General features: G+C 70.3%; 23 protein-coding genes and 4 tRNA genes. 17 read left to right on the forward strand and 10 right to left on the reverse strand.

Annotation, left to right across the window (positions count from 1 at the left end):
- Window positions 1–133 precede the first annotated feature (133 nt).
- Window positions 134–1,984, forward strand: a complete 1,851-nt coding sequence (locus tag ACFQS9_RS24385) for a glycosyltransferase (RefSeq protein ID WP_378409140.1) — start codon at window positions 134–136, stop codon at window positions 1,982–1,984.
- A 10-nt stretch (window positions 1,985–1,994) separates the two neighbouring features.
- On the opposite strand, the gene ACFQS9_RS24390 is transcribed toward ACFQS9_RS24385, so the two are convergent.
- Entirely contained in the window at window positions 1,995–2,855 is an 861-nt protein-coding gene (locus ACFQS9_RS24390; protein ID WP_378409141.1) for a class I SAM-dependent methyltransferase, read from the reverse strand.
- A gap of 170 nt (window positions 2,856–3,025) precedes the next feature.
- On the opposite strand from ACFQS9_RS24390, the gene ACFQS9_RS24395 reads away from it, so the two are divergent.
- Window positions 3,026–4,225 carry an RtcB family protein gene (locus ACFQS9_RS24395; RefSeq protein WP_378409142.1) on the forward strand — a complete coding sequence of 400 codons (1,200 nt, stop codon included), beginning with the start codon at window positions 3,026–3,028 and terminating at the stop codon, window positions 4,223–4,225.
- Between the two features lie 9 nt (window positions 4,226–4,234).
- Here the strand turns inward: ACFQS9_RS24395 and glfT1 are convergent, their stop codons facing one another.
- Genes glfT1 through ACFQS9_RS24415 form a run of 4 tightly spaced genes read right to left on the reverse strand, consistent with a single transcriptional unit; the run spans window position 4,235 to window position 7,486 of the window.
- Window positions 4,235–5,137 carry a galactofuranosyltransferase GlfT1 gene (gene glfT1, locus ACFQS9_RS24400; RefSeq protein WP_378409143.1) on the reverse strand — a complete coding sequence of 301 codons (903 nt, stop codon included), beginning with the start codon at window positions 5,135–5,137 and terminating at the stop codon, window positions 4,235–4,237.
- Complete coding sequence (wzt, locus tag ACFQS9_RS24405) at window positions 5,134–5,955, reverse strand: galactan export ABC transporter ATP-binding subunit Wzt/RfbE (RefSeq protein ID WP_378409144.1); 822 nt, start codon at window positions 5,953–5,955, stop codon at window positions 5,134–5,136. Before wzt ends, glfT1 begins: the two co-directional genes overlap by 4 nt.
- 15 nt (window positions 5,956–5,970) lie before the next feature.
- Window positions 5,971–6,846: a galactan export ABC transporter permease subunit Wzm/RfbD gene (gene wzm, locus ACFQS9_RS24410; protein WP_378409145.1), complete on the reverse strand. Its 876-nt coding sequence runs from the start codon at window positions 6,844–6,846 to the stop codon at window positions 5,971–5,973.
- Between the two features lie 46 nt (window positions 6,847–6,892).
- On the reverse strand, window positions 6,893–7,486 hold the full coding sequence (locus ACFQS9_RS24415; RefSeq protein ID WP_378409146.1) for a bacterial proteasome activator family protein: 594 nt from the start codon (window positions 7,484–7,486) through the stop codon (window positions 6,893–6,895).
- A 194-nt stretch (window positions 7,487–7,680) separates the two neighbouring features.
- Between ACFQS9_RS24415 and ACFQS9_RS24420 the strand changes: the two genes are divergently transcribed.
- The gene (locus tag ACFQS9_RS24420) at window positions 7,681–8,883 is read left to right on the forward strand and encodes a cysteine desulfurase-like protein (RefSeq protein WP_378409147.1); all 1,203 of its coding nucleotides are present in this window, start codon (window positions 7,681–7,683) and stop codon (window positions 8,881–8,883) included.
- Window positions 8,884–8,890: 7 nt separating this feature from the next.
- Here ACFQS9_RS24420 and ACFQS9_RS24425 read toward each other — a convergent pair whose 3' ends face one another.
- Window positions 8,891–9,877, reverse strand: coding sequence for an NAD(P)H-quinone oxidoreductase (locus ACFQS9_RS24425; protein ID WP_378409148.1), 987 nt, complete (start codon window positions 9,875–9,877; stop codon window positions 8,891–8,893).
- Window positions 9,878–9,996: 119 nt separating this feature from the next.
- Here ACFQS9_RS24425 and ACFQS9_RS24430 point away from each other — a divergent pair, with 119 nt between their 5' ends.
- The 4 genes from ACFQS9_RS24430 to ACFQS9_RS24445 all read left to right on the forward strand — a co-directional run bounded on the left by ACFQS9_RS24430 (window position 9,997) and on the right by ACFQS9_RS24445 (window position 14,031).
- Entirely contained in the window at window positions 9,997–11,160 is a 1,164-nt protein-coding gene (locus ACFQS9_RS24430; protein ID WP_378409484.1) for an alpha-hydroxy-acid oxidizing protein, read from the forward strand.
- A 202-nt stretch (window positions 11,161–11,362) separates the two neighbouring features.
- Window positions 11,363–13,294 carry a DUF5615 family PIN-like protein gene (locus tag ACFQS9_RS24435; protein WP_378409149.1) on the forward strand — a complete coding sequence of 644 codons (1,932 nt, stop codon included), beginning with the start codon at window positions 11,363–11,365 and terminating at the stop codon, window positions 13,292–13,294.
- A 162-nt stretch (window positions 13,295–13,456) separates the two neighbouring features.
- Window positions 13,457–13,891, forward strand: coding sequence for a MarR family winged helix-turn-helix transcriptional regulator (locus ACFQS9_RS24440; RefSeq protein ID WP_378409485.1), 435 nt, complete (start codon window positions 13,457–13,459; stop codon window positions 13,889–13,891).
- A 52-nt stretch (window positions 13,892–13,943) separates the two neighbouring features.
- Window positions 13,944–14,031, forward strand: a tRNA-Ser gene (locus ACFQS9_RS24445).
- Window positions 14,032–14,116: 85 nt separating this feature from the next.
- On the opposite strand, the gene hisC is transcribed toward ACFQS9_RS24445, so the two are convergent.
- Window positions 14,117–15,208, reverse strand: a complete 1,092-nt coding sequence (gene hisC, locus ACFQS9_RS24450; RefSeq protein WP_378409150.1) for a histidinol-phosphate transaminase — start codon at window positions 15,206–15,208, stop codon at window positions 14,117–14,119.
- Between the two features lie 114 nt (window positions 15,209–15,322).
- Between hisC and ACFQS9_RS24455 the strand changes: the two genes are divergently transcribed.
- From ACFQS9_RS24455 to ACFQS9_RS24475, 5 genes are all read left to right on the forward strand, one after another.
- Window positions 15,323–16,051, forward strand: coding sequence for a dienelactone hydrolase family protein (locus ACFQS9_RS24455; RefSeq protein ID WP_378409151.1), 729 nt, complete (start codon window positions 15,323–15,325; stop codon window positions 16,049–16,051).
- Window positions 16,052–16,136: 85 nt separating this feature from the next.
- A tRNA-Ser gene (locus tag ACFQS9_RS24460) sits at window positions 16,137–16,228 on the forward strand.
- Between the two features lie 36 nt (window positions 16,229–16,264).
- Window positions 16,265–16,337 (forward strand) — tRNA-Arg (locus tag ACFQS9_RS24465).
- A gap of 565 nt (window positions 16,338–16,902) precedes the next feature.
- Entirely contained in the window at window positions 16,903–17,961 is a 1,059-nt protein-coding gene (locus ACFQS9_RS24470) for a hypothetical protein (RefSeq protein ID WP_378409152.1), read from the forward strand.
- Between the two features lie 77 nt (window positions 17,962–18,038).
- Window positions 18,039–18,650, forward strand: a complete 612-nt coding sequence (locus tag ACFQS9_RS24475) for a putative glycolipid-binding domain-containing protein (RefSeq protein WP_378409153.1) — start codon at window positions 18,039–18,041, stop codon at window positions 18,648–18,650.
- A gap of 23 nt (window positions 18,651–18,673) precedes the next feature.
- On the opposite strand, the gene ACFQS9_RS24480 is transcribed toward ACFQS9_RS24475, so the two are convergent.
- Window positions 18,674–19,669, reverse strand: a complete 996-nt coding sequence (locus tag ACFQS9_RS24480) for a prephenate dehydrogenase (protein WP_378409154.1) — start codon at window positions 19,667–19,669, stop codon at window positions 18,674–18,676.
- Between the two features lie 48 nt (window positions 19,670–19,717).
- On the opposite strand from ACFQS9_RS24480, the gene ACFQS9_RS24485 reads away from it, so the two are divergent.
- The 3 genes from ACFQS9_RS24485 to ACFQS9_RS24495 all read left to right on the forward strand — a co-directional run bounded on the left by ACFQS9_RS24485 (window position 19,718) and on the right by ACFQS9_RS24495 (window position 20,882).
- Window positions 19,718–20,254, forward strand: coding sequence for a tRNA adenosine deaminase-associated protein (locus ACFQS9_RS24485; protein WP_378409155.1), 537 nt, complete (start codon window positions 19,718–19,720; stop codon window positions 20,252–20,254).
- Window positions 20,255–20,728: a nucleoside deaminase gene (locus ACFQS9_RS24490; RefSeq protein ID WP_378409156.1), complete on the forward strand. Its 474-nt coding sequence runs from the start codon at window positions 20,255–20,257 to the stop codon at window positions 20,726–20,728. It begins immediately after the preceding gene.
- A 63-nt stretch (window positions 20,729–20,791) separates the two neighbouring features.
- A tRNA-Ser gene (locus ACFQS9_RS24495) sits at window positions 20,792–20,882 on the forward strand.
- 191 nt (window positions 20,883–21,073) lie between these two features.
- On the opposite strand, the gene ACFQS9_RS24500 is transcribed toward ACFQS9_RS24495, so the two are convergent.
- Window positions 21,074–21,658 (reverse strand): TetR/AcrR family transcriptional regulator, encoded by a 585-nt coding sequence (locus ACFQS9_RS24500; RefSeq protein WP_378409157.1) that lies wholly within the window; start codon window positions 21,656–21,658, stop codon window positions 21,074–21,076.
- Between the two features lie 176 nt (window positions 21,659–21,834).
- Here ACFQS9_RS24500 and ACFQS9_RS24505 point away from each other — a divergent pair, with 176 nt between their 5' ends.
- Together ACFQS9_RS24505 and ACFQS9_RS24510 are read left to right on the forward strand one after the other, a co-directional pair.
- A complete protein-coding gene (locus ACFQS9_RS24505) occupies window positions 21,835–22,335 on the forward strand; it encodes an SRPBCC family protein (protein WP_378409158.1) in 501 nt (166 codons plus the stop codon).
- 40 nt (window positions 22,336–22,375) lie between these two features.
- A complete protein-coding gene (locus ACFQS9_RS24510; protein WP_378409159.1) occupies window positions 22,376–23,062 on the forward strand; it encodes a YceI family protein in 687 nt (228 codons plus the stop codon).
- Here ACFQS9_RS24510 and ACFQS9_RS24515 read toward each other — a convergent pair.
- Window positions 23,043–23,435, reverse strand: coding sequence for a hypothetical protein (locus tag ACFQS9_RS24515; RefSeq protein WP_378409160.1), 393 nt, complete (start codon window positions 23,433–23,435; stop codon window positions 23,043–23,045). The two genes, ACFQS9_RS24510 and ACFQS9_RS24515, sit on opposite strands and share 20 nt — an antisense overlap.
- Window positions 23,436–23,531 lie beyond the last annotated feature (96 nt).

A 23,531-nucleotide genomic window follows, 5' to 3' on the forward strand; every position in this document is an offset into this window, starting at 1 on the left:
GGGAGCTCCAGGTAGCGCGGTCGGGTGCCCAGTGACATTAACGGAGGTCGAGCTCGGTGGTTTCGTCGGTCAACTGCACGTCGGGATACCCTGCGGGTGGACATTGGCGACACGATCGAGAGTTGGCGGTTGGATGAACAAGCCCGAATTCCTTGAGTCCGGGGCGTTGGCGACCGAGGTCGCGACGCGACTGCTCGTGCAGCGCGGCGTCTTCGTCGGTATGTCACCGATTGTCAACGACGATCTCTACGTCGCGTTCAGCAAGGGCGCCGGCGACCGGGAACGCCACACGCTGTACCTGGACAAGGGCGCGCGCGTCCACACCAACACCTACTTCGGGCGGTTCGCGGCCAGCTACTGGCAGCGCTGGACCACGGTCACCGAGGTGCGGGTCAGCCTGAGGGCCGCCGGTTCCGGCCGCTTCCGGGTCCGCCTCGTCGCCTCCGACATCGCCGGGCACCGCCGGATCGTCGGCGCCGTCTCCGGATCGGGCGACCAGACGGTCGAACTGTCCTCACCGCTGGACAAGTTCCTCGACGGCGGCGCCCTCTGGGTCGAGATCGACGCGCAGGATGCCCCGCTGACCGTGGACCAGCTCGAGTGGACCGTGGCCGCGCCGCAGACCGTCCGCCCGGTCGCGATCGCGATCTGCACGTTCAACCGCGCCGACGACTGCGCGCAGACGGTCGCGGCGCTGGCCTCCGACGACCGCGTGCTCGAGGTCATCGACGCCGTCTACGTGGTCGATCAGGGAACCGACCTGGTCCGGGACCGCGCACTGTACGGCGAGGTCGCGCCGAGGTTCGGGGACAAGCTGCACTACGTGCGGCAGCCCAACCTCGGCGGCGCGGGCGGCTTCACCCGCGGTCTCTACGAGGTCACCGCGACCGACGGGCACGTCGACGTGATCCTGATGGACGACGACATCCTGTGTGAGCCGGAGACCGTCCTGCGGCTCAACGCCTTCGCGAACGTCACGGTCGAGCCCACGCTGGTCGGCGCCCAGATGATGTTCCTGCTGAACCCCGACTTCCTCAACGTGGGTGCGGAGGACGTCAACCTGGCCACCCTCCAGCACGGGCAGAAGGTGCCCAAGGCGCTGCGCAACACGAGCATGCTGAAGAAGAACCAGGAGCGCCGGGTCGACGCCGGATACAACGCCTGGTGGACCTGCCTGATCCCGGCGGAGGTCGTCGCGAAGGTCGGTCTGCCCATCCCGATCTTCTTCCAGTGGGACGACGTGGAGTACGGCGTCCGTGCCCGCGAGGCCGGCTTCGTCACGGTCACGCTGCCGAACGCGGCGGTCTGGCACGCGGACTTCTACTGGAAGGACTTCGACGACTGGGCGCGCTACTTCAGCACCCGCAACTCCCTGATCGTGGGCGCCCTGCACAGCGAACTGGACACCAAGGCGCTGGGCCGGATGTTCTTCCGGCAGATCAGCGAGTTCCTCGTCGGCATGCAGTACGGCCTCGCGGCGACCACGTTGCGGGGTATCGAGGACTTTCTCGAGGGCCCGAAGGTGTTGCAGGACGGCGGCATCGAGGCGATGGCCGCGATCCGCGCGGAGCGGGCCGAGTACCCGGAGACGGTCAAGCACGACGCGGCCACCGCGCCCGTGCGGTCCGCGGACCTCACCACTCGGCGCTCGGGCGGCGAACCCAGCGCCATGCGTCTGATCCTGATCAAGCGGGCCGTCGACCAGTGGTTCGGGCGTACCCAGCACGGCCTGGTCAACGTTCCGCGCGAGGACGCGCACTGGTGGCACATCTCGCTGTTCGATCATGTGGTGGTCACCGACGCCTCGCAGTCCGGCGTGCGAATCCGTCAGCGAGACAAGGGCAAGGCGGTGGCGCTGCTGCGGCGCACGATCAGGGTGCTGCGGCGCCTGCGCGAGGACGGCGCCACCGTCGCCCGCCAGTACCGCGACGCGGCACCCCAGCTGACCAGCCGGGAAAACTGGGCGCGCCTGTACGGGGAGTGAATCCGACCACTCACCCCCGCAGCCGGATCACCACCTGTTCGTTGTTCGCCGTGTAGGCCAGGTAGTCGAACGCCACGCCGGTGTCGGCCACGAACTCGGTCCACGCCCGGTGCTCGTGGCCCTGCCAGCCGGGGTAGTTGAAGTACTCGTCGAACACCAGGACCGTCCCGGCGACGAGCCGGTCGCGCAGCAGGGCCAGCACCGTTCTCGTCGACGAGTACAGGTCGGCGTCGAGGTGCGCGAACGCGACCGGTCCGGGGTGCTCGGCCAGGAAGCCGGGCAGGGTGTCCTCGAACAGCCCGGGCACCAGCTCGGCGCCGGGCACGTCGGGCGGCGTCGCCTGCGCGAACTCGCCGGCCGGGAACCCGGTGCGCCACGCCTCCGGCAGCCCCGAGAACACGTCGAACCCGTACACCGGGTGCCCCGTGGGGCGCAGCGTGTCGGCGATGATGCGCAGGGTGCTCCCGCCCGCCACGCCGAACTCGAGCGCCAGGCCGTCCGCGGTCACCTGGTCCAGCGCGTAGCGCAGCGTCTCGTGCGGGTGCCAGCGCGCCGGCACCGTGGGCATGTGCTCGAGCACGAACTCGGCGGCCTCGGCGGTGGCGCGGACATCCAGTGCGTGCGAGATGTCGCGGCGCGTGCGTTCCTCGAGTTCGGTGAGGCGTTCGCGCACGGTCGCGACCTCGATGCGGGCGAGCGACAACTCGTTCAGCACCCTGGTCAGTTCGCCGTTGGTGGCGGACAATTCGGCCAACAGCTGGTCGTGCCGGACCTCCTGCTCGGACCGCGCCTGCCGGTCGGACTCGTGGATCACCTCGCCCACGGCGCTCTGCAACTTGAGTCGGGCGGTGCGACGAACACGCTTGAGCATCCGGAGTCTGCCTCTCGTCGGTCGGCGGAATCGAACCGTGTCGGGCGAACTCGTTCCCACGCTACCCGCGCTCAGGGTCGCCGGAAATTCACCAGCCCGCCCGGGCGGGAAGGTGCCATGCTCGAGGTGAGGCCGGGGGCGCCGGGCGCCGCCGGGGAAAGCAGGAGATCATGCCTCCCGTCACGGAGGACCGCAGGCTGCTCAACTTCGCCTCCCAGATCGAGGGCGGCGCCCTCGCGCAGGCGCGGCAGACGGCCTCGATGCCGTTCATCCACCCGCACGTGGCGCTGATGCCGGACGCCCATCTCGGCAAGGGCAGCGCGGTCGGCACCGTCATCCCCACCCTCGGGGTGGTGATACCGGCGGCGGTCGGGGTGGACATCGGTTGCGGCATGATCGGCGTGCGGACCGAGTTCACCGAGGACGACGTCGACGCCCGGATCGCCGCCACCGGGGTGGGCCTGGGTGCGCTGCGTCTCGAGATCGAGCGGGCCATCCCGCTCTCGCCCGGCCACTACAACGCCGACCTCGACAGCTGGCCGTTCACCGCCGCGAAGATCGCCGAACTGGAGAAGCGGGCCAGGCGCGAGCACGTCGACCTGGCGCACTCCCCGAAGTGGCGCCAGCAGCTCGGATCCCTCGGCGGCGGAAACCATTTCATCGAGCTGTGCCTGGACGAGACGGACCGGGTGTGGCTGTTCCTGCACAGCGGCAGCCGCGGCGTCGGCAACAAGATCGCCCAGCACCACATCCAGGTCGCGCAGCGGCTGTGCGGACAGCGGCACATCAAGCTGCCGAACCGGGACCTGGCCTACCTGACCGAGGGCACCCCCGAGTTCGACCAGTACATCCGGGAGCTGAACTGGGCGCAGCGCTTCGCCTACCTGAACCGGGCCGAGATGATGGACCGGTTCGGGGCGGTGTTCGCGCGGTGGATGGGGGCAGAGGATCACCGAGAGACCGAACGAGTGAACTGTCACCACAATTACACCCAGCGGGAACGCCACGGCGGCAAGGACGTCTGGCTCACCCGTAAGGGTGCGGTGGACGCGCACGCGGGCGTCCGGGCGATGATCCCCGGGTCGATGGGGACGCACTCCTACGTGGTCGAGGGCAAGGGCAACGCGGAGGGTCTGTGCTCGGCCCCGCACGGCGCGGGCAGGCGGTTCTCCCGGACCGAGGCGAAGCGGCGGTTCACCCAGGCCGATCTGCGCGCACGGATGCGGGGCATCGAATACCGGGACAGCGCCGAGTTCGTCGACGAGATCCCCGACGCCTACAAGGAGATCTCCACCGTGATGGCGGACGCCCGCGACCTGGTGACGGTGCTGCACGAGCTCCGCCAGATCGTCAACGTGAAGGGCACTTAGGGCACGTCTCTAGTGCCGCTCGAACCGTTCCCGCCTGCCCATCCTGCGCAGCCGCACCCAGTCGCGTAGGCCGGCCGGGTCCCGGCGGTCGACGAGGAAGAACCAGCCGAAGCGAAGCCACTCCTGCGGCAGCAGCCGCCGCATGCCCGGCTGCGAGAGCAGATAGCCGCGGTTGCGGTAGGTGTAGAACCGCTTCGTCTCGTTGTCCGGGTACTGGGTGTGCATCCGGCCGCCCAGGATCGGCTTGAACTCCTCGGCCCCGTTGGGGTGCACGTAGGCGGTCTGCAGGCAGGTGCCGAAAGCCAATCCGGAGCGGACCAGCCGGCGATGCACCTCCACCTCGTCGCCGCGGACGAACAGGCGCAGGTCCGGGACGCCGACCGCGTCGACCGCGGCGGCGGAGAACAGTGCCCCGTTGAACAGGGATGCGATTCCCGGCAGCAGGTCCCCGCCGTCCTCGTCGCTGCCGCCGAGTTCCGAGCGCAGCCGCCGCCACTCGACCCCGCGACGCAGCGGGAAGGCCAGTCGGTCGGGGTCGTCGATGTCGCACACGACGGGGGACACCTCGGACAGCCCGTGCCGGGTGGCGCAGTCGAGCAGGGTGGCCAGCACCTCGGGGCCCTCCGGTCGGCCGTCGTCATCGGCCAGCCAGAGCCAGTCGGCGCCGAGCGAGAGCGCATACAGCATGCCGAGCGCGAACCCGCCTGCCCCGCCGAGGTTGTGCTTGGAGCCGAGGTAGGTGGTCGGCACGTCCGAACCCTCGACGAGTGCGCGCACCTCTGCCTCGTCGGCGTTGTCGACCACCACGAGGTGATCCAGCGGCCGGGACTGGGTGGAGAGCACCTTCAGCGACTCGGCGAGCAGTTCGCGGCGCTTGTGGGTGACCACCACGCCGATGATCCGTTCGGTCACCGGGCGTGCCCCGGCTCGGCCTGTTCGCGCTCCATCTCGGCGATGACGTGCCGCACGTGGTCGGCGGCGTCGTCGCCCTCGTAGGCGCGCACGACGTCCTCGATCTCGCCGTGCATGCGCACCTGGCCGTGATCGATCCACATCGCCGTGTCGCACAGCTGGGCGAGGAACTCGTTGGAGTGGCTCGCGAACACCAGGATGCCGGAGCGCTCGACCAGCGCCTGCAGCCGGACCCGCGCCTTCTTCATGAACTCCGCGTCGACCGCGCCGATGCCCTCGTCGAGCAGGAGGATCTCCGGGTCGATGCTGGTCACCACGCCCATGGCGACCCGCACCCGCATGCCCGTCGAGTACGTGCGCAGCGGCATGGACAGGTACTCGCCCAGCTCGGTGAACTCGGCGATCTCGTCCATCTTCGCCAGCATCTGCTTGCGGGTCTGGCCGAGGAAGAGGCCGCGGATGATGATGTTCTCGTAGCCGGAGATCTCCGGGTCCATGCCGACGCCGAGATCGAACACCGGTGCCACTCGCCCCCGGATCCTGGCGCTGCCGCGGGACGGCTCGTAGATGCCGGACAGCAGCCGCAGCAGCGTCGACTTGCCCGCGCCGTTGTGGCCGACCAGCCCGATCCGGTCGCCCTCCTTGAGCGAGAGGGTGATGTCGCGCAGCGCCTCGACCACCACGACATCGGAGTCGTTGCGGCCGATCGCGCCGCCCGCCTTGCCGAGGAACGCCTTCTTCAGCGACCGCGACTTGGCGTCGAAGATCGGGAAGTCGACGCACGCGTTGTGCGTCTCGATGCTGACGTGCTTAGTCATCTGTGACCGCTCTCCCTAAACCCAGTAGGGCACGCGGGCCCGGTACTTGCGCAGTGCCATGAGCGCCAGCGCCCAGCCGACCACGGTGATCCCCAGCACGATGTACCAGTGGTACAGCGCCTGCGGCTGCCCGATCATCGGCGCACGGACGATCTCGAGGTAGTGGTAGAGCGGGTTGAGCTCGGCGATCCTCGCGCGGTCGGCGACCGCGCCGCCCTGCGCGACGAGGCTCTGGGTGGTCCACATGATCGGTGTCAGCACGAACAGCAGCAGCGTCATCGACGACAGGATCGGGGCGATGTCGCGATAGCGGGTGGCGAAGATGCCGAAGACGATCGACACCCACACCGCGTTGAGCACGAGCAACGCCACCGCCGGGATCGCTGCGAGTGACGCCCAGCTCAGGTCCCGCCACACCCCGAACGCCACCACCATGACCACGTAGATCAGCAGGTTGTGCGCGAAGAACAGCAGTTGCCGCCACACCAGTCGATAGATGTGCACGCTCAGCGCCGATGGCAGCTGTTTGATCAGCCCCTCGTTGGCGATGAACACCTCGGACCCCTCGATGATCGAGGCGTTGATGAGGTTCCACACGATCAGACCGACCGTCACGTAGGGCAGGAACTCGGCGAGGGGAATGTCGAGCAGCGCCGCGTAGAGGATGCCGATCGCGGTCGCCTGGACACCGGTGGCGATGGTGATCCAGAACGGGCCGATCACCGACCGGCGGTACCGCTGCTTGATGTCCTGCCAGCCCAGGTTCAGCCACAGCTCGCGCTGGGCGAATCCGTCCCGCAGGTCCTTGAACCCGCGACGGAAGGTCTGCGAGTCGGAGACCGGGGGGACATCGATGGCCAATGCCTCGGATTCTGGGGCGGATGCTGACACGGGGACCGAGCCTACTGGTCGGCCCCGTGGGGCCGACCGGTAGCGCCTACAGGTACTGGCCGGTACCCGAGCCCTGCTGCGGATTCTGGTGCCCGTGGCCCGCGCCCGTGCCGGGCGGCAGCGCGCTCTGGCGCATCTGCTCGAGCTGCGACCGGGCCGCCATCTGCTGGGCGAACAGCGCGGTCTGGATGCCGTGGAACAGGCCCTCGAGCCAGCCGACGAGCTGCGCCTGCGCGATCCGCAGTTCCGCGTCGGTGGGCACCTGGTCATCGGTGAACGGCAGCGTCAGTCGCTCGAGTTCCTCCCGGAGCTCGGGGGCGAGGCCCTGCTCGAGCTCGCGGATCGAGGACTTGTGGATCTCCTTGAGCCGGGTCCGGCTGGCGTCGTCGAGCGGTGCGGCGCGGACCTCCTCGAGGAGCTGCTTGATCATGGTGCCGATCCGCATGACCTTGGCCGGCTGTTCCACCATGTCCGCGATCGACTCGCCGTTCTCGCCGTTCTCCCCGTTCGCGCGGCCCGCACCCGGGAAGCCGCCCTCGCCGGGTCCCGATCCGGCGCCGGCGAGGCCGGCCGCGGCGACCACCATCGGCTGACCGTCGGGTCCGATCACGACCACCTGCTGATTGTCCGGTTGCGTCATGGCTCCATCTTGTATCAGGAGCGGAGCCAGCGCATCGGCCCCGGGGATCCGACGCGCCCGATGTCGTCGGGAACCGGGCCCGTCCCGCGGAACCCGCGAAAGTTGGTGTTGTATACCGTCACACATACTGTGATGCCTCACAATCCGGCCATCCGCATCGCACCGTTTCGAAATTAGGTCCTAGGCTGTCGGGCATGGCATACGACGTCGCCCGGGTGCGGGGACTTATCCCTTCGCTCGGAGACGGTTGGATCCATCTCGATCCGCAGGCAGGCATGCAGCATCCGGATTCGGTGTCGACCGCGGTGTCGACGGCCTTCCGCGGCTCCGCGGCCTCGCACAGTGGTCGGCACGTCTCCTCGCGGCGCAGCGCGGCGACCCTGGACGCGGCCCGCGAGGCCGTCGCCGATCTCGTGGGCGGCGACCCGGCGGGCGTCGTGCTCGGCCAGGACCGGGCGGTGCTGCTGGCGTGGCTGGCCGAGGCGCTCAGTTCGAGGCTCGGGCTCGGCACCGGGGTGGTGCTCTCCCGGCTCGATGAGGAGGCCAACGTCGCGCCGTGGTTGCGGGTCGCCAATCGCTATGGTGCGCAGGTTCGCTGGGCCGAGGTCGAGATCGACACCTGCGACCTGCCCAGCTGGCAGTTCGCCGAGCTGATCGGACCCACCACGCGCCTGGTCGCGCTGACCGCGGCTTCCCCGATCGTCGGGTCGGCACCGGACGTGCGGGTGGCCGCGGACCGGATCCACGAGGTCGGCGGCCTGCTGGTCGCCGACGCCATCGCGGCCGCGCCCTACGCGCACGTCGACATCCACGAGATCGGTGCCGACGTGCTCGCGGTGAACGCGCCGAGCTGGGGCGGTCCGCAGATCGGTGCCCTGATCTTCCGTGAGCCCGCGTTGCTCGACAAGATCCCCGCGATCTCGTTGAACCCGTACGCCACCGGGCCGGAGCGGTTGGAGATGGGCGGACATCAGTACGCGCTGCTCGCCGGGCTGACCGCCTCGATCGATTACCTGGCGGGGCTGGACGAGACGGCCCGGGGGAGCCGCAGGGAGCGCCTGGAGACCTCGATCAGCTCGCTGCAGGACTACCACGACCGGATCTTCGAGTACCTGATGGCCTCGCTGCGCCGGCTGCCCCAGGTGATGCTGATCGGCACCTCGCACAGCCGCGTGCCGACCATCAGCTTCACCGTCGCCGGGGTGCCCGCGGAGAAGGTGTCGCTGCACTTCGCCGAGCGCCGGATCGGCACGGTCGTCGGCGAGCGCGGGGGCAGCAGGCTGCTGGATTCGCTCGGCGTCAGTGACGAGGGCGGCGCCGTGACGATCGGCCTGGCGCCCTACACCACCCGATACGAGATCGATCAGCTCGTCCGCGCCGTCGCCGCCCTCGGCTGATCGGTTTTCACCCGAGCGTCAGCACGACCTTGCCGACGGTGTCGGGCTCGTCCAGCATTTCGTGGGCCCGCGCGGCCTCGGTGATCGGCAGCTCGGCGTGCACGACGGGACGCACGACGGCGTCCGCGATCATCGGCCACAGGCGCTCGGTGACGGCCGCGACGATCTCGGCCTTGCTCGAGCGCCCGGTCTCGGGCCTGCCGCGCAGTCCGGTGGCGAACACCCGGCCGCGCTTGGCGAGCAGCTTGCCCAGGTCCAGCTCGCCGACCCGGCCGCCCTGCATACCGATGACGCAGAGCTGGCCGTCCTTGGCCAGGGCGTCGATGTTGCGGCCGAGATAGGAGCCGCCCATGTTGTCGAGGATCAGGTCGGCACCACCGCGCGGGGTCCCGGCCAGCGCCGTCACGAAGTCGTCCTCGCGATAGTTGACGGCGATCGACGCGCCCAGCTGGCGGCACACCGCCAGCTTGCCCTCGGATCCGGCGGTCGCGGCGACGGTGGCTCCGAGGGCGGCCGCCACCTGGATCGCATGCGTGCCGATGCCGCCCCCGCCGCCGTGGATCAGCACGACCTGTCCCGCCTGGAGGCCCCCGATCATCACGAGGTTGGACCACACCGTGCAGGCGACCTCGGGCAGCGCCGCCGCCGCGATCAGGTCCAGGCCCTCGGGAACCGGCAGCAGCTGGGTCGCCGGGGCCGCCACTCGCTGCGCGTAGCCCCCGCCCGAGAGCAGCGCGCAGACCCGGTCACCGACCGCCCAGCCGCGGACGCCCTCGCCGAGTTCGGCGATGGTGCCCGAACATTCGAGTCCGAGGATCTCGCTGGCGCCGGGCGGCGGTGGATACAGGCCCTGGCGCTGCAGCAGGTCCGCACGGTTGACAGCGGTGGCCGCGACGTCGACGAGGACCTCGCCGGGCCGGGGCCGCGGGTCGGGGACCTCGGTCCACTCGAGCACCTCGGGTCCGCCGGGCTCGGTGACGGTGATGGCGCGCATGAGAAAACGCTAGCCCCGTGGCCCACCGGCTGTCGCGGGACCGGCCGAAACGGTGCGTCACACCCTCCCGCCGAGGGCTTGGAACCGCTACCGTCACGCGGGTGACCTACTTCGGCAACATGCAGAACGAGATCTACCTGTCCGGGGTCGGCGGCGCCAGGCCGGAGTTGCCGATGACGGCGGCCGGCCTCGAGAAGCTGGCCGCGACCACCCTGTCACCGGAGGCGTTCGCCTACATCGCGGGCAGCGCGTCGAGCGAGCGGACCGCCGCGGCGAACCTCGCCGCGTTCGAGCGGCACTCGATCGTGCCCCGGATGCTGCGCGGGACGGCCGCGCCGGATGCGCGGGACCTGAGCGTGGAGGTGCTCGGCACCAGGCTGGCCGCACCGGTGCTGACCGCGCCCGTCGGGGTTCTCGAACTGGTGCACCCCAATGCGGAGCTCGCGGTCGGCGAGGCCGCCGACGAGCTCGGGATCGGTTCGGTGCTGTCGACGGCGTCGTCCACCCCGATCGAGGAGGTCGGGGCGGTCTCCGGTGAGAACTGGTGGTATCAGCTGTACTGGCCGGCGGACGACGAGGTGGCGCAGTCGCTCGTGCGCCGGGCGGAGGCCGCGGGCGCGAAGGCGATCGTGGTCACCGCGGACACCCCGGGAATGGGATGGCGCCCAAGGGATCTCGAGATGGGGCACCTTCCGTTCCTGCAGGGCAAGGGAATCGCGAATTACCTCACCGATCCCGTCTTCCGTTCCCGGCTCTCCACCGCTCCCGAGGAGAGCGCCGAGGCCATGCAGATGGCCGTGCTGACCTGGGTGTCGATGTTCGGCAACCACACCCTGCGTCCCTCCGACCTGACCCGCCTGCGGGAGTGGACGGACCTGCCGATCGCGGTCAAGGGCATCGTGCACCCGGACGACGCGAGGGCCGTGGTCGATGCTGGTGCGTCCGGTGTGGTGGTGAGCAACCACGGCGGCAGACAGGTGGACGGCGCGATCGCCGCGCTCGACGCCCTCGCCCCGGTGGCCGCGGCCGTCGGGGAGCGCGCGGATGTCTTGCTGGACTCGGGAATTCGGTGCGGGGCGGACGTGCTCACGGCGCTGGCGCTCGGCGCGGACGCGGTGCTCTACGGCCGGCCGTGGGTGTACGGGCTCGGCCTCGCGGGCAAGGCCGGTGCGCGGCACGCGCTGCGGATTCTGCTGGCGGATTTCGATCTGACGCTCGGATTGGCCGGATTCGCGAACATTGCCGAGATCGACACGTCCACATTGCGCGCCGTTTCCGGGTGATTTGCCGGTCGTATCCGATTCCGACTCCCGAGAAACTCGCGGGCGCGGAATGTGCGGTCGACAAACCGGTCGGCATGTTTTACTCCTTCAAGATCAAACTCGTTATTCCCTGGTGTGATCAGTTGCCGCGTTGAAGCGCGCGCACAGTGAGGAGTCCGTTGTGTCAATGGAACAGCCGAAGCATTCACCGTTGGTCAATCGCGTGGCAATCGGTTGTGCGACGGCAGTCGGTACCGCCCTGCTCGTCGCGTCGCCGGTGGCGGCCTCGCCGCTGCTGGCCAGCCCCGCGGTCGTGCACCAGCAGGCCCAGAACGTGGAGATCGAGAAGAAATACATCGAATGGGGCGGTGCGGGCTCTCCGCTCGGCAATCCGGTCGGCGGGGTATATGTCGTCGGAAACGGATTCGGTCAGGACTACGAGGGCGGCACGATCTACTATTCGCCCGACAGCGGCGCCAAGGTCATGTATGGCGTGATCCTCGACAAGTATCGCGAATTGGGCGGTCCCGCCGGTGATATCGGGTTCCCGAACACCGATGAGGTGGACGCCACCGGCGGCGCGAACCGTGTCAGCGAGTTCCTCACGCCGGGCGGCGCGAAGATCTTCTGGACTCCCGAGGCGGGTGCCTGGCTGGTCCGCGGACCCATTCTGGCCGCGTGGGACAAGCTCGGTGGCGCGACCGGCCCGCTCGGATACCCGATCGCCGCCGAGACCGAGGTCGACGGCGTTCGCATCGCGAAGTTCAGCGGCAACGGCGGCACCGCGGAGATCCGCTGGAGCGAGGCCGACGGATTCGTCACCGTGCCACCGGAACTCGCGGTGGACCTCGAGGGTCTGTCGATCCCGGGCATCCCGGCGCCGCCGGCCTTGCCGCCCGTGCCCTCCCCGCCCTCGGTGGACATCGATGCGCCTGCCGTCGACGGGGAGATCGACGTCGACGTCGACGCGGCGGCGGACTCGTCCGACGACGGCGGCATCAACAAGTGGTGGGGCGTTCCGGTCGGCCTGGCCATCGCCGCGGGTGCGGGTGGGCTGCTCGGCCTGCTCGGGCGGCGCCGCAAGGGCGACGTCGGCGCCGCGGGCGTGAAGAGCCCGAAGGTCGCCGGACCGGACCTCGAGGCTCCCACGCTCAAGGCCCCGGATGTCGACCTGCCGGATGCGAAGACTCCCGACCTCACGGCGCCCAAGCACGAGGCTCCGAGCCTGAACCTGCCTGATGTCGATCTCCCGGATGTGAAGGCGCCGAAGCTCAGTGGCGGCGCGGTCGCGGGGGCGGCCGGTGCCGTCGGTGCGGCCGCGGCGGGCGCCGCTGTGCTGGGCGGCACGCTGTCGGGTGCCGAGAAGGACGTGGACGTCGATGTGGACCCGCCGAAGGCGGGTGTCGGCGTCGATGCGCCGCAGCTGGGCGGCGACCTGGATGTGGACCCGCCGTCGATCAGCGGTGGCGCGGTCGCGGGTGCGGCCGGTGCCGTCGGTGTGGCCGCGGCGGGCGCCGCGGTGTTGGGCGGCAAGCTGTCGGGCGCCGGGGCGGACGTGGACGTCGATGTGGACGCGCCGAGCGCCGGGCTGTCCGGTGCGGCCAAGGCCGCGGGTGGACTCACGGCCGCAGGCCTGGGCGTGGGCGCACTGACCTGGCTCACCAGGAAGAAGGGCGGGGCGGACGCCAACCTCGAGGCCGTCTACGCCGCCCTCGGCGGTGCCGACGACATCGACGTCAGCTACCAGGAGGTCGTCACGGGCATTCCCGCCGCGGCGGTCGACGGGGTCGGGTTCCTGGTCGACGAGAACCTCAGCCCGAAGGTGGCCGGACTGTTGCGCGACGCCGGCTACGACGCGACCCACGTCTTCGACGCGGACCTGCGCGGCGGCGACAACGATCAGGTGCTCGCGCGTGCCACCGCGGACGGCCGGACCCTGATCACCGCGGAACTCAGCTACGTCGACGACCTGATCGCATCGCAGTCGGGTCCGAGCGTGCTGTTGCTACGCCGCGGCGGCGCCACGATCGAGGAGCAGGCCTCCATCCTGCTGGCGAGCATCCCGACGGTCGCGCCCGCGCTCGGCTCGGGAGCCCTGGCCTCGCTCGGCATGGATCGGATCCGGGTGCGCTCGCTGCCGCTGCGTCGCAGCTGATCTGCTCGTTCTGACGTGGACCCCGGCCGTCGCGGCCGGGGTCCACGCTCATTTCAGACCGCACGGTATGAAACTGCGGAGACGGCCAACTAGAGTGGTTGTGTGACAACACAGATCGACGGTTCCGAGTACGAGACCCCCCGCTGGCTCGACGCCGCGGAGATGGGCGCGTGGCGTGCCTTCATCGATGGCAGCCAGCGGCTGATGGGAATACTCAACCGGGAGTTACAGGATCGGCACGGGATCACCACCGCCGACTATCGGATTCTCGTGATGCTGTCCGAGTCGCCGGACGGGTCGGTCCGGATGAGCGATCTCGCGGACGGCGTGGTCTCCTCGCGCAGCAAGCTGACCCATCAGATCCGTCGGATGGAAGCCGACGGGATGGTCACCAGGAACACCTGCCTCGACGACGGCCGCGGGGTGTTGGCGATCCTCACCGAGGAGGGCCGCCGACGGCTTGAGGAGGCGGCCCCGACGCACGTCGGCGGGGTTCGCCGCTATCTCATCGACCTGCTGGATGCGGACGAGTTGTCCAGCCTGGAGCGGGTGTTCACCAAGGTGGACGCGGCCATCAGCGGGCGCTCGGCGAGCTGACCCGAGGCGGCGGATTCCGTCCGGAACCTGCGATGCCGTTAGGATCTGCGATGGAAGCGTGGCAGAGCGGCCGAATGCACTCGCCTTGAAAGCGAGCGTCGTGAGAGCGACCGGGGGTTCAAATCCCTCCGCTTCCGCCACAGCAGGAACGGCTCCGACCAGGGTTGCAACCCCGGTCGGAGCCGTTTCGCGTTGTGCGGGTGCCGGCGTGGCGGGCCGGAATCCTCAGCCCTGCTGGGACGCCTTCCAGATGGGCAGTCCGGCCCCGGTCGCGAACGCCAGGAACGCGTCGTTCTCGTCGGGGTCGCCGATGGTGACGCGGGCGCCGTCCACGCCGTAGGGCCGGATCAGCACCCCCGCGGTCGCGCTCGCCTCGCCGAACGCCGCCGCGTGCGCGCCCAGCGGGAGCCACACGAAGTTCGCCGCCGACGGCGGCACCTCGTAGCCGGCCGCGATCAGCGCGTCCCGGACCCGGATCCGCTCGGCGACCACCGCGTCGGTGCGGGCGAGCAGTTCCGCCTCCGCGGCCAGCGAGGCGACCGCGGCGGCCTGGGCGACCGAGTTGACCGACAGCGGCAGGTGCACCTTGAAGAGGGCGGCGATGATCTCCGGGTCGGCGATGGCGTACCCGATCCTCAGCCCGGCGAGCCCATAGGCCTTCGAAAACGTCCGCAGCACAACGACGTTCGGCCTGCCCTCGGCCAGGGCCACGCCGTCCGGCGCGGTGTCGCCCGCGTCGCCGGGCCGCATGTACTCGAAGTAGGCCTCGTCCAGCACCACGAGAATGTGCGCGGGGACCGCGTCGAGGAAGCGCTCGAGGGCCTCGGTGGCGACCAGGGTTCCCGTCGGATTGTTCGGGTTGCAGACGAAGATCAGCCGGGTGCGGTCGGTGATCGCCGCGAGCATGGCGTCGAGGTCGTGCGCGTGGTCCGGCGTCAGCGGAACCTCGACCGGCGTCGCGCCCGCGACCTTGGTGACCACGGGGTAGGCCTCGAACGAGCGCCACGCGTAGAGCACCTCGTCGCCCGGGCCGGCGGTCGCCTGCACCAGCTCCAGGCAGAGGCCGACCGATCCGCAGCCGGTGGCGATCCGGTCCACGCTCACGCCGAGCTTGGCGGCCAGTGCCTCGCGCACCGCGACGGAGCCGTTGTCCGGGTAGCGATTGGTGCCGGCGGCGGCCTCGGCGATCGCGTTCATCACGCTGGGGAGCGGACCGGCGGTGGTCTCGTTGCTGGCCAGCTTGATGGCCCCGGGAAAGCTGCGTCCCGGCACGTAGGGGGCGATTCCGGAGAGGTCGGGGCGGGTGCGCACGGTCATGTGTCGACATTATCCGCCGCAGCCGATCCGGGGCGGCTGGTGCGCCGGAAAGAATTGGGCGACCGGCAAAAAGAATCTTGAACGGGTGGGCCGCGGGCGTGCCAAGGTATACGTATGTCGGGAATCTTCACGGACCGCGCGGTGCTGCGCTCTCCGGGGGAGCACTCGGACGAGCCCCCCGTTCACGTCCCTCTCACGGCGGTCGAACCGGACGGTCCCGCCCGTGGCGGCATCGTGGTCTTGCACGAGTCGCGGGAGTTCACTGACGCCCTACTCGATCTCATGCGTTCGCTCGCGGCAGAGGGCTGGCTGACGGTGGCGCCGCACCTGTTCCACCGCGAGCCGCTGCACAGCACGGCCGAGGTGTTCGGGGACAACCTGTTCGCGGACTTCGATGCCGCCTTCGATTGGCTCACCGGGCGCGGCGTGTACGCGGACTGCGTCGGGGTGCTCGGATTCGACGACGCGGGTACGGCCGCCCTGCTCGTCGCGACCTCCAGGCCGGTGGGCGCTGCGGTCAGCGTGTCGGCGCGCGGCATCCTGCAACCGCTCGCGGAGGGCGCCCCGGCCTTGGTGGACGCGGCTCCGAAACTGCAGGCGCCGTGGCTGGGTCTGTACGGGGAGGACGATCCGGGCACCCCGCCCGAGGAGGTCGAGCGCCTGCGGGACGCCATCGCGCGCGCCGAGGTCGCGACCCTCGTGGTCAGTTACAGCGGTCTCGAGCATCGGGCGGACGAGCCGCCGGCCTTCCCGGCGAACGGCGACGACAACGACCCGGCCGCGCAGGCGATGATGGATGCGCAGCGCCGGATCTTCGACTGGTTCGACGGCAATCTGCGCTAAAAATCGGCTTTGACGAGCCGTTTTGCCCTTGACGCCGTGCCTGTGTAACCTTTCCATCCGGCGGTTCCGAAAGGACCTGAGCCTAGGAAGCGTGCCAGAGCGGCCGAATGGGACTCACTGCTAATGAGTTGTCCTCCTCAAAGGGGACCGGAGGTTCAAATCCTCTCGCTTCCGCCACGCTGGTGCTCGTAGGCCAGCACAACTGAAGAACACGCGCCCGTAGCTCAACGGATAGAGCACTTGACTACGGATCAAGAGGTTAGGGGTTCGAATCCCTTCGGGCGCACAGTGAGAAACCCTCGCGGCAGAGATGCCGGCGAGGGTTTTCTCGTATCGGGCCACGCCCCGACGCGCGATCGGCGCGTCGACTAGCACGCACGTTCGATGAGCGCTAGCATGGTCGCCGCGGGCCAACCGGAGCCAGCCAGCTCGATTGGGCCCGCATCAAAACCATGCCGTCCGGTTCCCCGACCTGGGGCGGCATGCGGGCCCCGTCGATCCCTGTGGTCGGCGGGGCCTTTCGCGTTCGGCGGTCCGGCGGAGCGCCGCGCCCCCGCAGCCACCGGAAACCTGTGCGCCGACTGTGGACGAGCATCCGTCCGGGCTGTGGATCAACAGCCCGCCGCCACTGAGGCATCTCACCATCCACAGGCCTGTGGATGGTGAATGCGCTGGTCCAGGCTAATTACATCGATGTAATCCACAGATTCGTCCACACTGTCCACAGTCCGGCGCCGGGTGTTAACAGGTTTTGTCCACAGCTGTGGACAAGTCCCGAGAGCGGTCTCGGGGACGACGACCGCTCGGCTGGGGGACACTGAGGAACCCAGGGTCCCGGAAGGAACGCAGTCATGACACTGGCGTCCGCTCTGATCGGCCGGACCGAGACCGGGCGCGCCCGGCGCCGGCCGGTGATGCTGCGCGACGCGCAGGCCAGCGCGCTGGTGGAGGCCTTCGTCATCATCGGGGTCCTGACCATCCTGCTCACCCGCGCCTACCTGCACCTCACCGGATACCCACAGGTCGGCGGTTCCACCCTGCACGTCGCGCACGTGCTGTGGGGCGGGCTGCTGATGGTCGCCGCCCTCGTCGTGGTGTTCTCGTTCCTCGGGCTGCGGCCGCGGCTGCTCGCGGTCGTGTTGGGCGGCATCGGATTCGGGCTCTTCCTCGACGAGGTCGGCAAGTTCGTCACCAAGACCAACGACTACTTCTACCGGCCCGCCGTCGCCATCATGTACGTCGTCGTCGTGGTCCTGCTGCTGCTCAACCGCTGGCTGCACGACGCCCGGCCGCCCAGCGTGGCCGAGGACGTCAGCAACGCGGCCGCCATCGCGGTGGACGGTCTGATCCGGGGACTGCCGCCGGAGCGCCGGGCGCTCGCCGAGGCGCAGCTGCACCGGGCCGGGGCGGCGGGCGCCGACCCGACCGCGATCGCGGACATCGGTGACCTGCTCGCGCGCTGCGATCCGCGGAACCCGGCCCGGTTCGGGGGAGTGCGGGCGTGGGGCTCGCGGCGGATCCCGGCCGCGCTGAGCAGTCGACCCGCCGTCGCGGCGGCCGCGTTCGTGATGGTCTTGTTCTCGACGTCCGGGTTGATCAACGCCATCGCGACCCTGGCCTCGGATCTCGAGAACGAGGCCCGGACCATCACCACCCTCGGGCAGCTCGCAGGGACCGCCATCGCGTGTGTGCTGAGCTGGGTCGGCGTCGCCCGGCTCCGCACCGGCAAGGTGTGGCCGCTGCAGTTCCTGCGCGCCGCGGCACTGGTCACGGTGCTGCTGACGCAGGTGTTCGACTTCGTCGCGCAGGAGTTCGGGGCGCTGCTCAACGTCGCCGTCGGGCTGTTCGCCCTCGCCGTGCTGTCGGCCAGGATCGCGGTCCTGGAGCGGCGCGCGGCGGAGGCCGCGTGAGCCGTCGGCCCGACCGCGACCCGCGAGGTTCTGCCACCACCGCTGCCCGATGGCCTCACGTCGCTTACCGTAGTCAGGTGACCAATCCAGCTCAGGATGCCGCGGCCGCGTCGGCGGCCACCGAATCGGCCTGGCCAGCGGTCCTCACCTGGCGGGCTCACGACGCTCCCCGGATGGAGTCGGTTCGTGTCCAGCTCGTCGGCAACCGGATCAAGGCCGCAGGCAGGATCATCGGCGGCCAGTGCGCCGAGCATCCGGCCTTCAGCGCGTCCTACGACCTGGTCACCGACGAGAACGGGGTGACCCGCCGGCTCTCGCTGCGGACCAGCCTGGCGTCCGGCGAGCGGCAGGTCTCGATCAGCCGTGATTCGCAGGGCAATTGGATGGTCGAGAACGGCACGAACCCGAAGCGCTCCACCTTCGGCGGTGCGCTGGACGTCGACGTGGTGCTCAGCCCGTTCTTCAACACCCTGCCGATCCGGCGGTTGGGCATGCACACCGACTCCGAGGACATCCAGGTCCCGGTCGTGTACGTGTACCTGCCGGACCTGAGCGTGCAGGAGGCGAGCCTGACCTACAGCAGCGGCTCGGACGGCATCCACGTGCTCTCGCCGGTGTCGAGCTCCTCGGTCACCATCGACCGCGACGGCTTCATCCTCGACTACCAGGGCCTGGCCGAGCGGATATAGAGGCGCTTCGCGCCTGTGCGCGGTTACCGAGTCCCTGCACTCGTCGAGCGCGCACGGGCGCGCAGCGCCCCTCCGCGCCGGCCGGCGTCGCGCATCCGCTCGACCCAGCCGTCCTCGCCGACCGTGACGTCGGTGATCTCCCAGCGGTCCAGGATCTCGTAGCGCAGCCGCGCGGCGTGCCCGGCGGTCACCAGGGCCTCGGTGCTTCCGGTGTCCGCGAGTGCGTCGCGGGCGTCGGTGAGCAGCCGCAGCGTCTCGTCCAACGCGACGGTCAGCGCGCTCGAGTTCGCCTCGCACATCGCGCGCACCAGTTCCGGCGCGGTGCCCGCCACCCGGGTGCCGTCCCGGAAGGAGCCCGCTGCCAGGCCGAGCGCGAGGTCGCCGCCTGCCGCCGCGGTCACCGCGAGCGCCTCCGCCAGCAGGTGTGGCAGGTGCGAGATGCGGGCGGCCGCCGCGTCGTGCTCGTCGGCGGCGGCGGGCACCACCACGGAGCCGCAGTCCACGGCCAGCGCGGCCACCTGGCTCCACACGCCGGGGTCGACGCCGTCGTCGGTGCCGACCACCCAGACCGCGTCCCGGAACAGCGCCACGTCGCCCGCCGCCCAGCCCGACTGCGAGGTCCCCGCCATCGGGTGCCCGCCGACGAACCGCGCGCCGAGACCGTGCCCGCGCACGGTGTCGAGAACCGCCCGCTTCACGCTCACCACATCGGTCAGCGCGCAGCCGGGCGCGTGCGCCGCGACCTGGTCGAGCACGGCGTCGAGGGCCGGGACGGGGACCGCCACGACGATCAGCGCGCCGGACCGCTGGGCCCGCCGCAACACCGCCTCGAGGTCGGTGTCGGCGTCGTATCCGTCGGCGCGGGCGTCCTCGACCGCACCGGCCGAGCGGTTGTAGCCCCAGGCCGTCCGGCCCGCCGCGACCGCGGCCCGCAACACCGAACCACCGATCAGTCCGAGTCCGAGGACGCACACCGGCGGGTCAGTCGCTTCAGCAGACACCCGGATAGGTTGGCACATTTGCCGGCGGACTTCATTTACCGGCGCCCGGCGGACTACGGTGACGGCATGGCTGCTCAGCGCGCGGGTGACAACAGCGCCCCCTCGGACTTCGAGGAACTCGATGGTTTCGGCGTCGCGGTGGTCCTCGACGACGGCAAGTGGAAGTGCACGGCGCTCACGTCCGCCGCGCTGAACAGTCTGGAGGCCGCGGAGACCGAGCTGCGCGAGATGCGGAGCTCCGGGGCCGTGTTCGGCCTGCTCGACGTCGACGACGAGTTCTTCGTCATCCTCCGTCCCGCGCCGACGGGGACCCGGCTGCTGCTCTCGGACGCCACCGCGGCGCTCGACTACGACATCGCCTCCGACGTGCTCGACGCGCTCAACGTCGAGACGCCGGACCTCGACCCCGACGAGCTCGACGACGTCGAGCCCTGGGAGGAGGGCGACCTCAGCCTGCTGGCGGACCTCGGCCTGCCGGAGCCGGTGCTGGGAGTGATCCTCGCCGAGACCGAGCTGTACCCCGACGAGCAGCTGGGCATGATCGCGCAGCGGCTCGGGTTCGCCACCGAGCTCTCCTCGGTGCTCGACACCCTGCCCCGGTAGATGTCGCTGCCCAGCGGGGCGAGGGACCGCGACGAGGCGATGATCCGGGCCGCGATCGCCGCCGCCTCCGCCGCGGACGACGCGGACGTCCCGGTCGGCGCGGTGGTCTTCGACGCGGACGGCGTCGAGCTGGCCCGGGCCGCGAACGCCCGCGAGGCCAACGCCGACCCCACCGCGCACGCCGAGATCCTCGCGCTGCGCGCGGCCGCGCTGGTGCACGGCGACGGCTGGCGCCTCGAGGGCGCGACCCTGGCCGTGACCCTGGAACCGTGCACGATGTGCGCGGGGGCGCTGGTGCTGGCCCGGATCGAGAAGGTCGTGTTCGGGGCGTGGGAGCCCAAGACCGGGGCGGTCGGGTCGCTGTGGGACGTGGTCCGCGACCGCAGGCTCACCCACCGCCCGCAGGTGCGCGGCGGCGTGTTGGAGGACGAGTGCGCGGCCCTGCTGGAGGGTTTCTTCCGCGAGCAGCGCTGATCGCGGAGGCCCCGGTCAGCGGTCGATTTAGCGTCAGGCCCGGAGTCGGGTAAAGTCACCGGCGGTGGCGTGTCCGAGCGGCCTAAGGAGCACGCCTCGAAAGCGTGTGACGGGTAACCCCCGTCCGAGGGTTCAAATCCCTCCGCCACCGCCACGAAGACCCCCGACCGGATCCCGGTCGGGGGTCTTCCGCATTCGCGACCGCCCGCGCCCCGTCGGATGGCCATCGTCTCCGGCGCACACCTTCTGGCAGGAACGCACACGCGTTGGGCGCCCAAACCCTGTGCGATCTCGTCAACGGGTGTGCGCGACGACCCGGTGAACGCCGGCGGGCGACGCCACCGGTTACCTCGTGCGCTCGCCCACCGCGGCGTCGAACAGCCCGCACAGCTCGGCGGCGACCCGGTCGAGGGCGCGGACGCTGCGCTGCGCCCTGGCCACGAGCAGCGCTCCCTCGATGGTGGTGACGGCCGTGGTGGCGAGGGACTCGGCGCGCGACACCGGGACGCCGCGATGCGTGAGGGCCGCCGCGATGATCGTCTCCCAGGCGGTGAAGGTCTCGCCCGCGATGTCCCGTGCGGCGGGGAAGTCCCCGCCCTCCAGGGCGCCCGCCGCGACGGGGCAGCCGGACCGGAAGTCCGACTTCAGCAGCTGCCGGCGGAACACGTCGATGATGCGCGTCAGGGCGTCGGAGGGATCACCCTGCGCCAGGCTCGTCTCGATCAGCGATTCCGTCACGGAGCCCGCCGTGCGGGTGGCCTCCTCGGCCAGCTGTGTCTTGCCGCCGGGGAAGTGGTGGTAGATCGATCCGCGCGGCGCCTCGGCGCGCTCGATGACGTCGGCGAAGGAGGTCGCGTCGATGCCCCGCTCGCGGAAGAGCGCGATGGCGCTCGTGAGCATCCGATCGCGGGCGGTGGGGCGTTGTGTCACGTGCTCGTCTCCTTGCTGTCTATGCCGGACAGCATAGTTCGACGGCGACGTCGGCCGGGATCACTGCGGGCCCCGACTTCGGCATTGACTGTTACGAAGGGTCATAAGTACTGTCTGCGGTCGGATATGACGCGCGGCATAGTCGAGGCGGGCCGCCGCCCTTCGAGCGAAAGCGGATGACCATGCACTGGTTCGACCTGACACCGATCGACGACTCCTACTTCGAGACGGCGGACTTCGTCTACACCTACGGGATGGATCTCCGCGCGGGGGCGGACGAGGTGTGGCGGGGGTTGACGGGCGCCGGGCCGCTGTCGTGGTGCCGGCTGCTCACCGATGTGCACTACACCTCGCCCGCGCCGCACGGCCCCGCGACGACCAGGGTCGCGAAGGTGGCCGGCGGCGTCATGCAGCTGCGCGAGCAGTTCTTCGTCTGGGACGAGGAGCAGCGGCGGCACGCGTTCTACGTCGAACAGGCCAACGTCCCGCTGTTCCGGTCGTTCGCCGAGGACTACCGGGTCCAGTCGACCCCGACGGGAAGTCGCTTCGTGTGGACCTTCGCGTTCACGCCGCGTCCCGGGTTCGGTCCCGCGGTCCGGCTCGGGTTGCCGGTGAACAAGGCGCTGTTCGCGAGCTTCGTGCGCGACACCCGCAGACACTTCGGTGCGGTGAACTGACACCCTGCGGAGCGCACGCGAGGTCAGTAGTGTCCCCGGCATGGGCAGACGCTGGTGGGTACTCGGCGGGATCGTGGTCGTCGCGGTGCTCGCGCTCGTCGCGGGGCCGTGGGTGTACGGCACCTGGATCGCCGAGGACGACGCGCCCGCGCCCTCGGTCTCCACCTCCGGCGCGGAGCCAGCGACCGGGGACGTGAACGGGCGGTGGGTGGTCCATGCGGGCACCCCGCCGAATGAGACCGCGGCCGGCTACACGGTGCATGAGATCCTCAACGGCGCCAGCGTCACCGTGGTCGGTTCGACGGGGGAGGTGAGCGGTTCGGCGACCGTCGAGGCCGACAAGCTGACGGCGGGCGAGATCACCGTGCAGGTCGCATCGGTCACCACCGACGACTCCCGTCGCGACCGGCAGTTCGCCGGAAACGTGATGTCGACCAACGAGTTTCCCACCGCCACCTTTGCCCTCAGCGGCCCGGTGGACCTGTCCGGTCTGCCGGTCGACGGCACCACCGGAACCGTCACCGCGACCGGAACGCTGACGATCAAGGGGGTGGCGCGGCCGGTGACCGTCGACGTCGAGGTGCTCCGGTCGGGCGATTCGCTGGTCGCCTCCAGCAGCATCCCGGTGACCTGGACGGACTTCGGCGTGCAGCCCCCGTCGCTGGGTTTCGTCACGGTCGACGGGTCCGGGACCGTCGACTTCCTGGTCAGCCTGCGGCGGGCCTGAGCGGGCGGGCCTCCAGGCCCACGGCGACCGCCAGCGCGGCGAGCGCGCCGACGTCCACGGCCCGCACCCGCGACGACTGCGGGTTCGTCGGTCCCACGGCCGCGGTCAGCGCGACATAGCTGCCCATGCTCGCCGCGGCGGCCGCGACGCCGGGGACGCGGATCGACTGCACGAACGTGCCCGCCAGGAGTCCGCCGCCGACGATGCCCAGCAGCACCGCCCGGTGGCGCAGCAGCAGCTCCAGGTCGGCGCTGCCGACCGGCACGCCGTACAGGGATTCGACCCGCTTCGCCGACAGTGCCGCGGCGCCGGGCGCCAGGTTGACCAGCCCGACTCCGACCAGCAGTGCCCGCGCGATCCGATTGGCCCACATGGTTGCCCCTTCCGTCGTGGTTTGTTGTGTCAGCATGGCGGTTGTGGACCGGCCGCCGCTTCCAGAAACGTGCGTTGCATTCCCAGCGCCCACCCT

It is taken from the genome of Rhodococcus daqingensis (assembly GCF_042665615.1).
Lineage (GTDB): Bacteria > Actinomycetota > Actinomycetes > Mycobacteriales > Mycobacteriaceae > Rhodococcus_G > Rhodococcus_G daqingensis.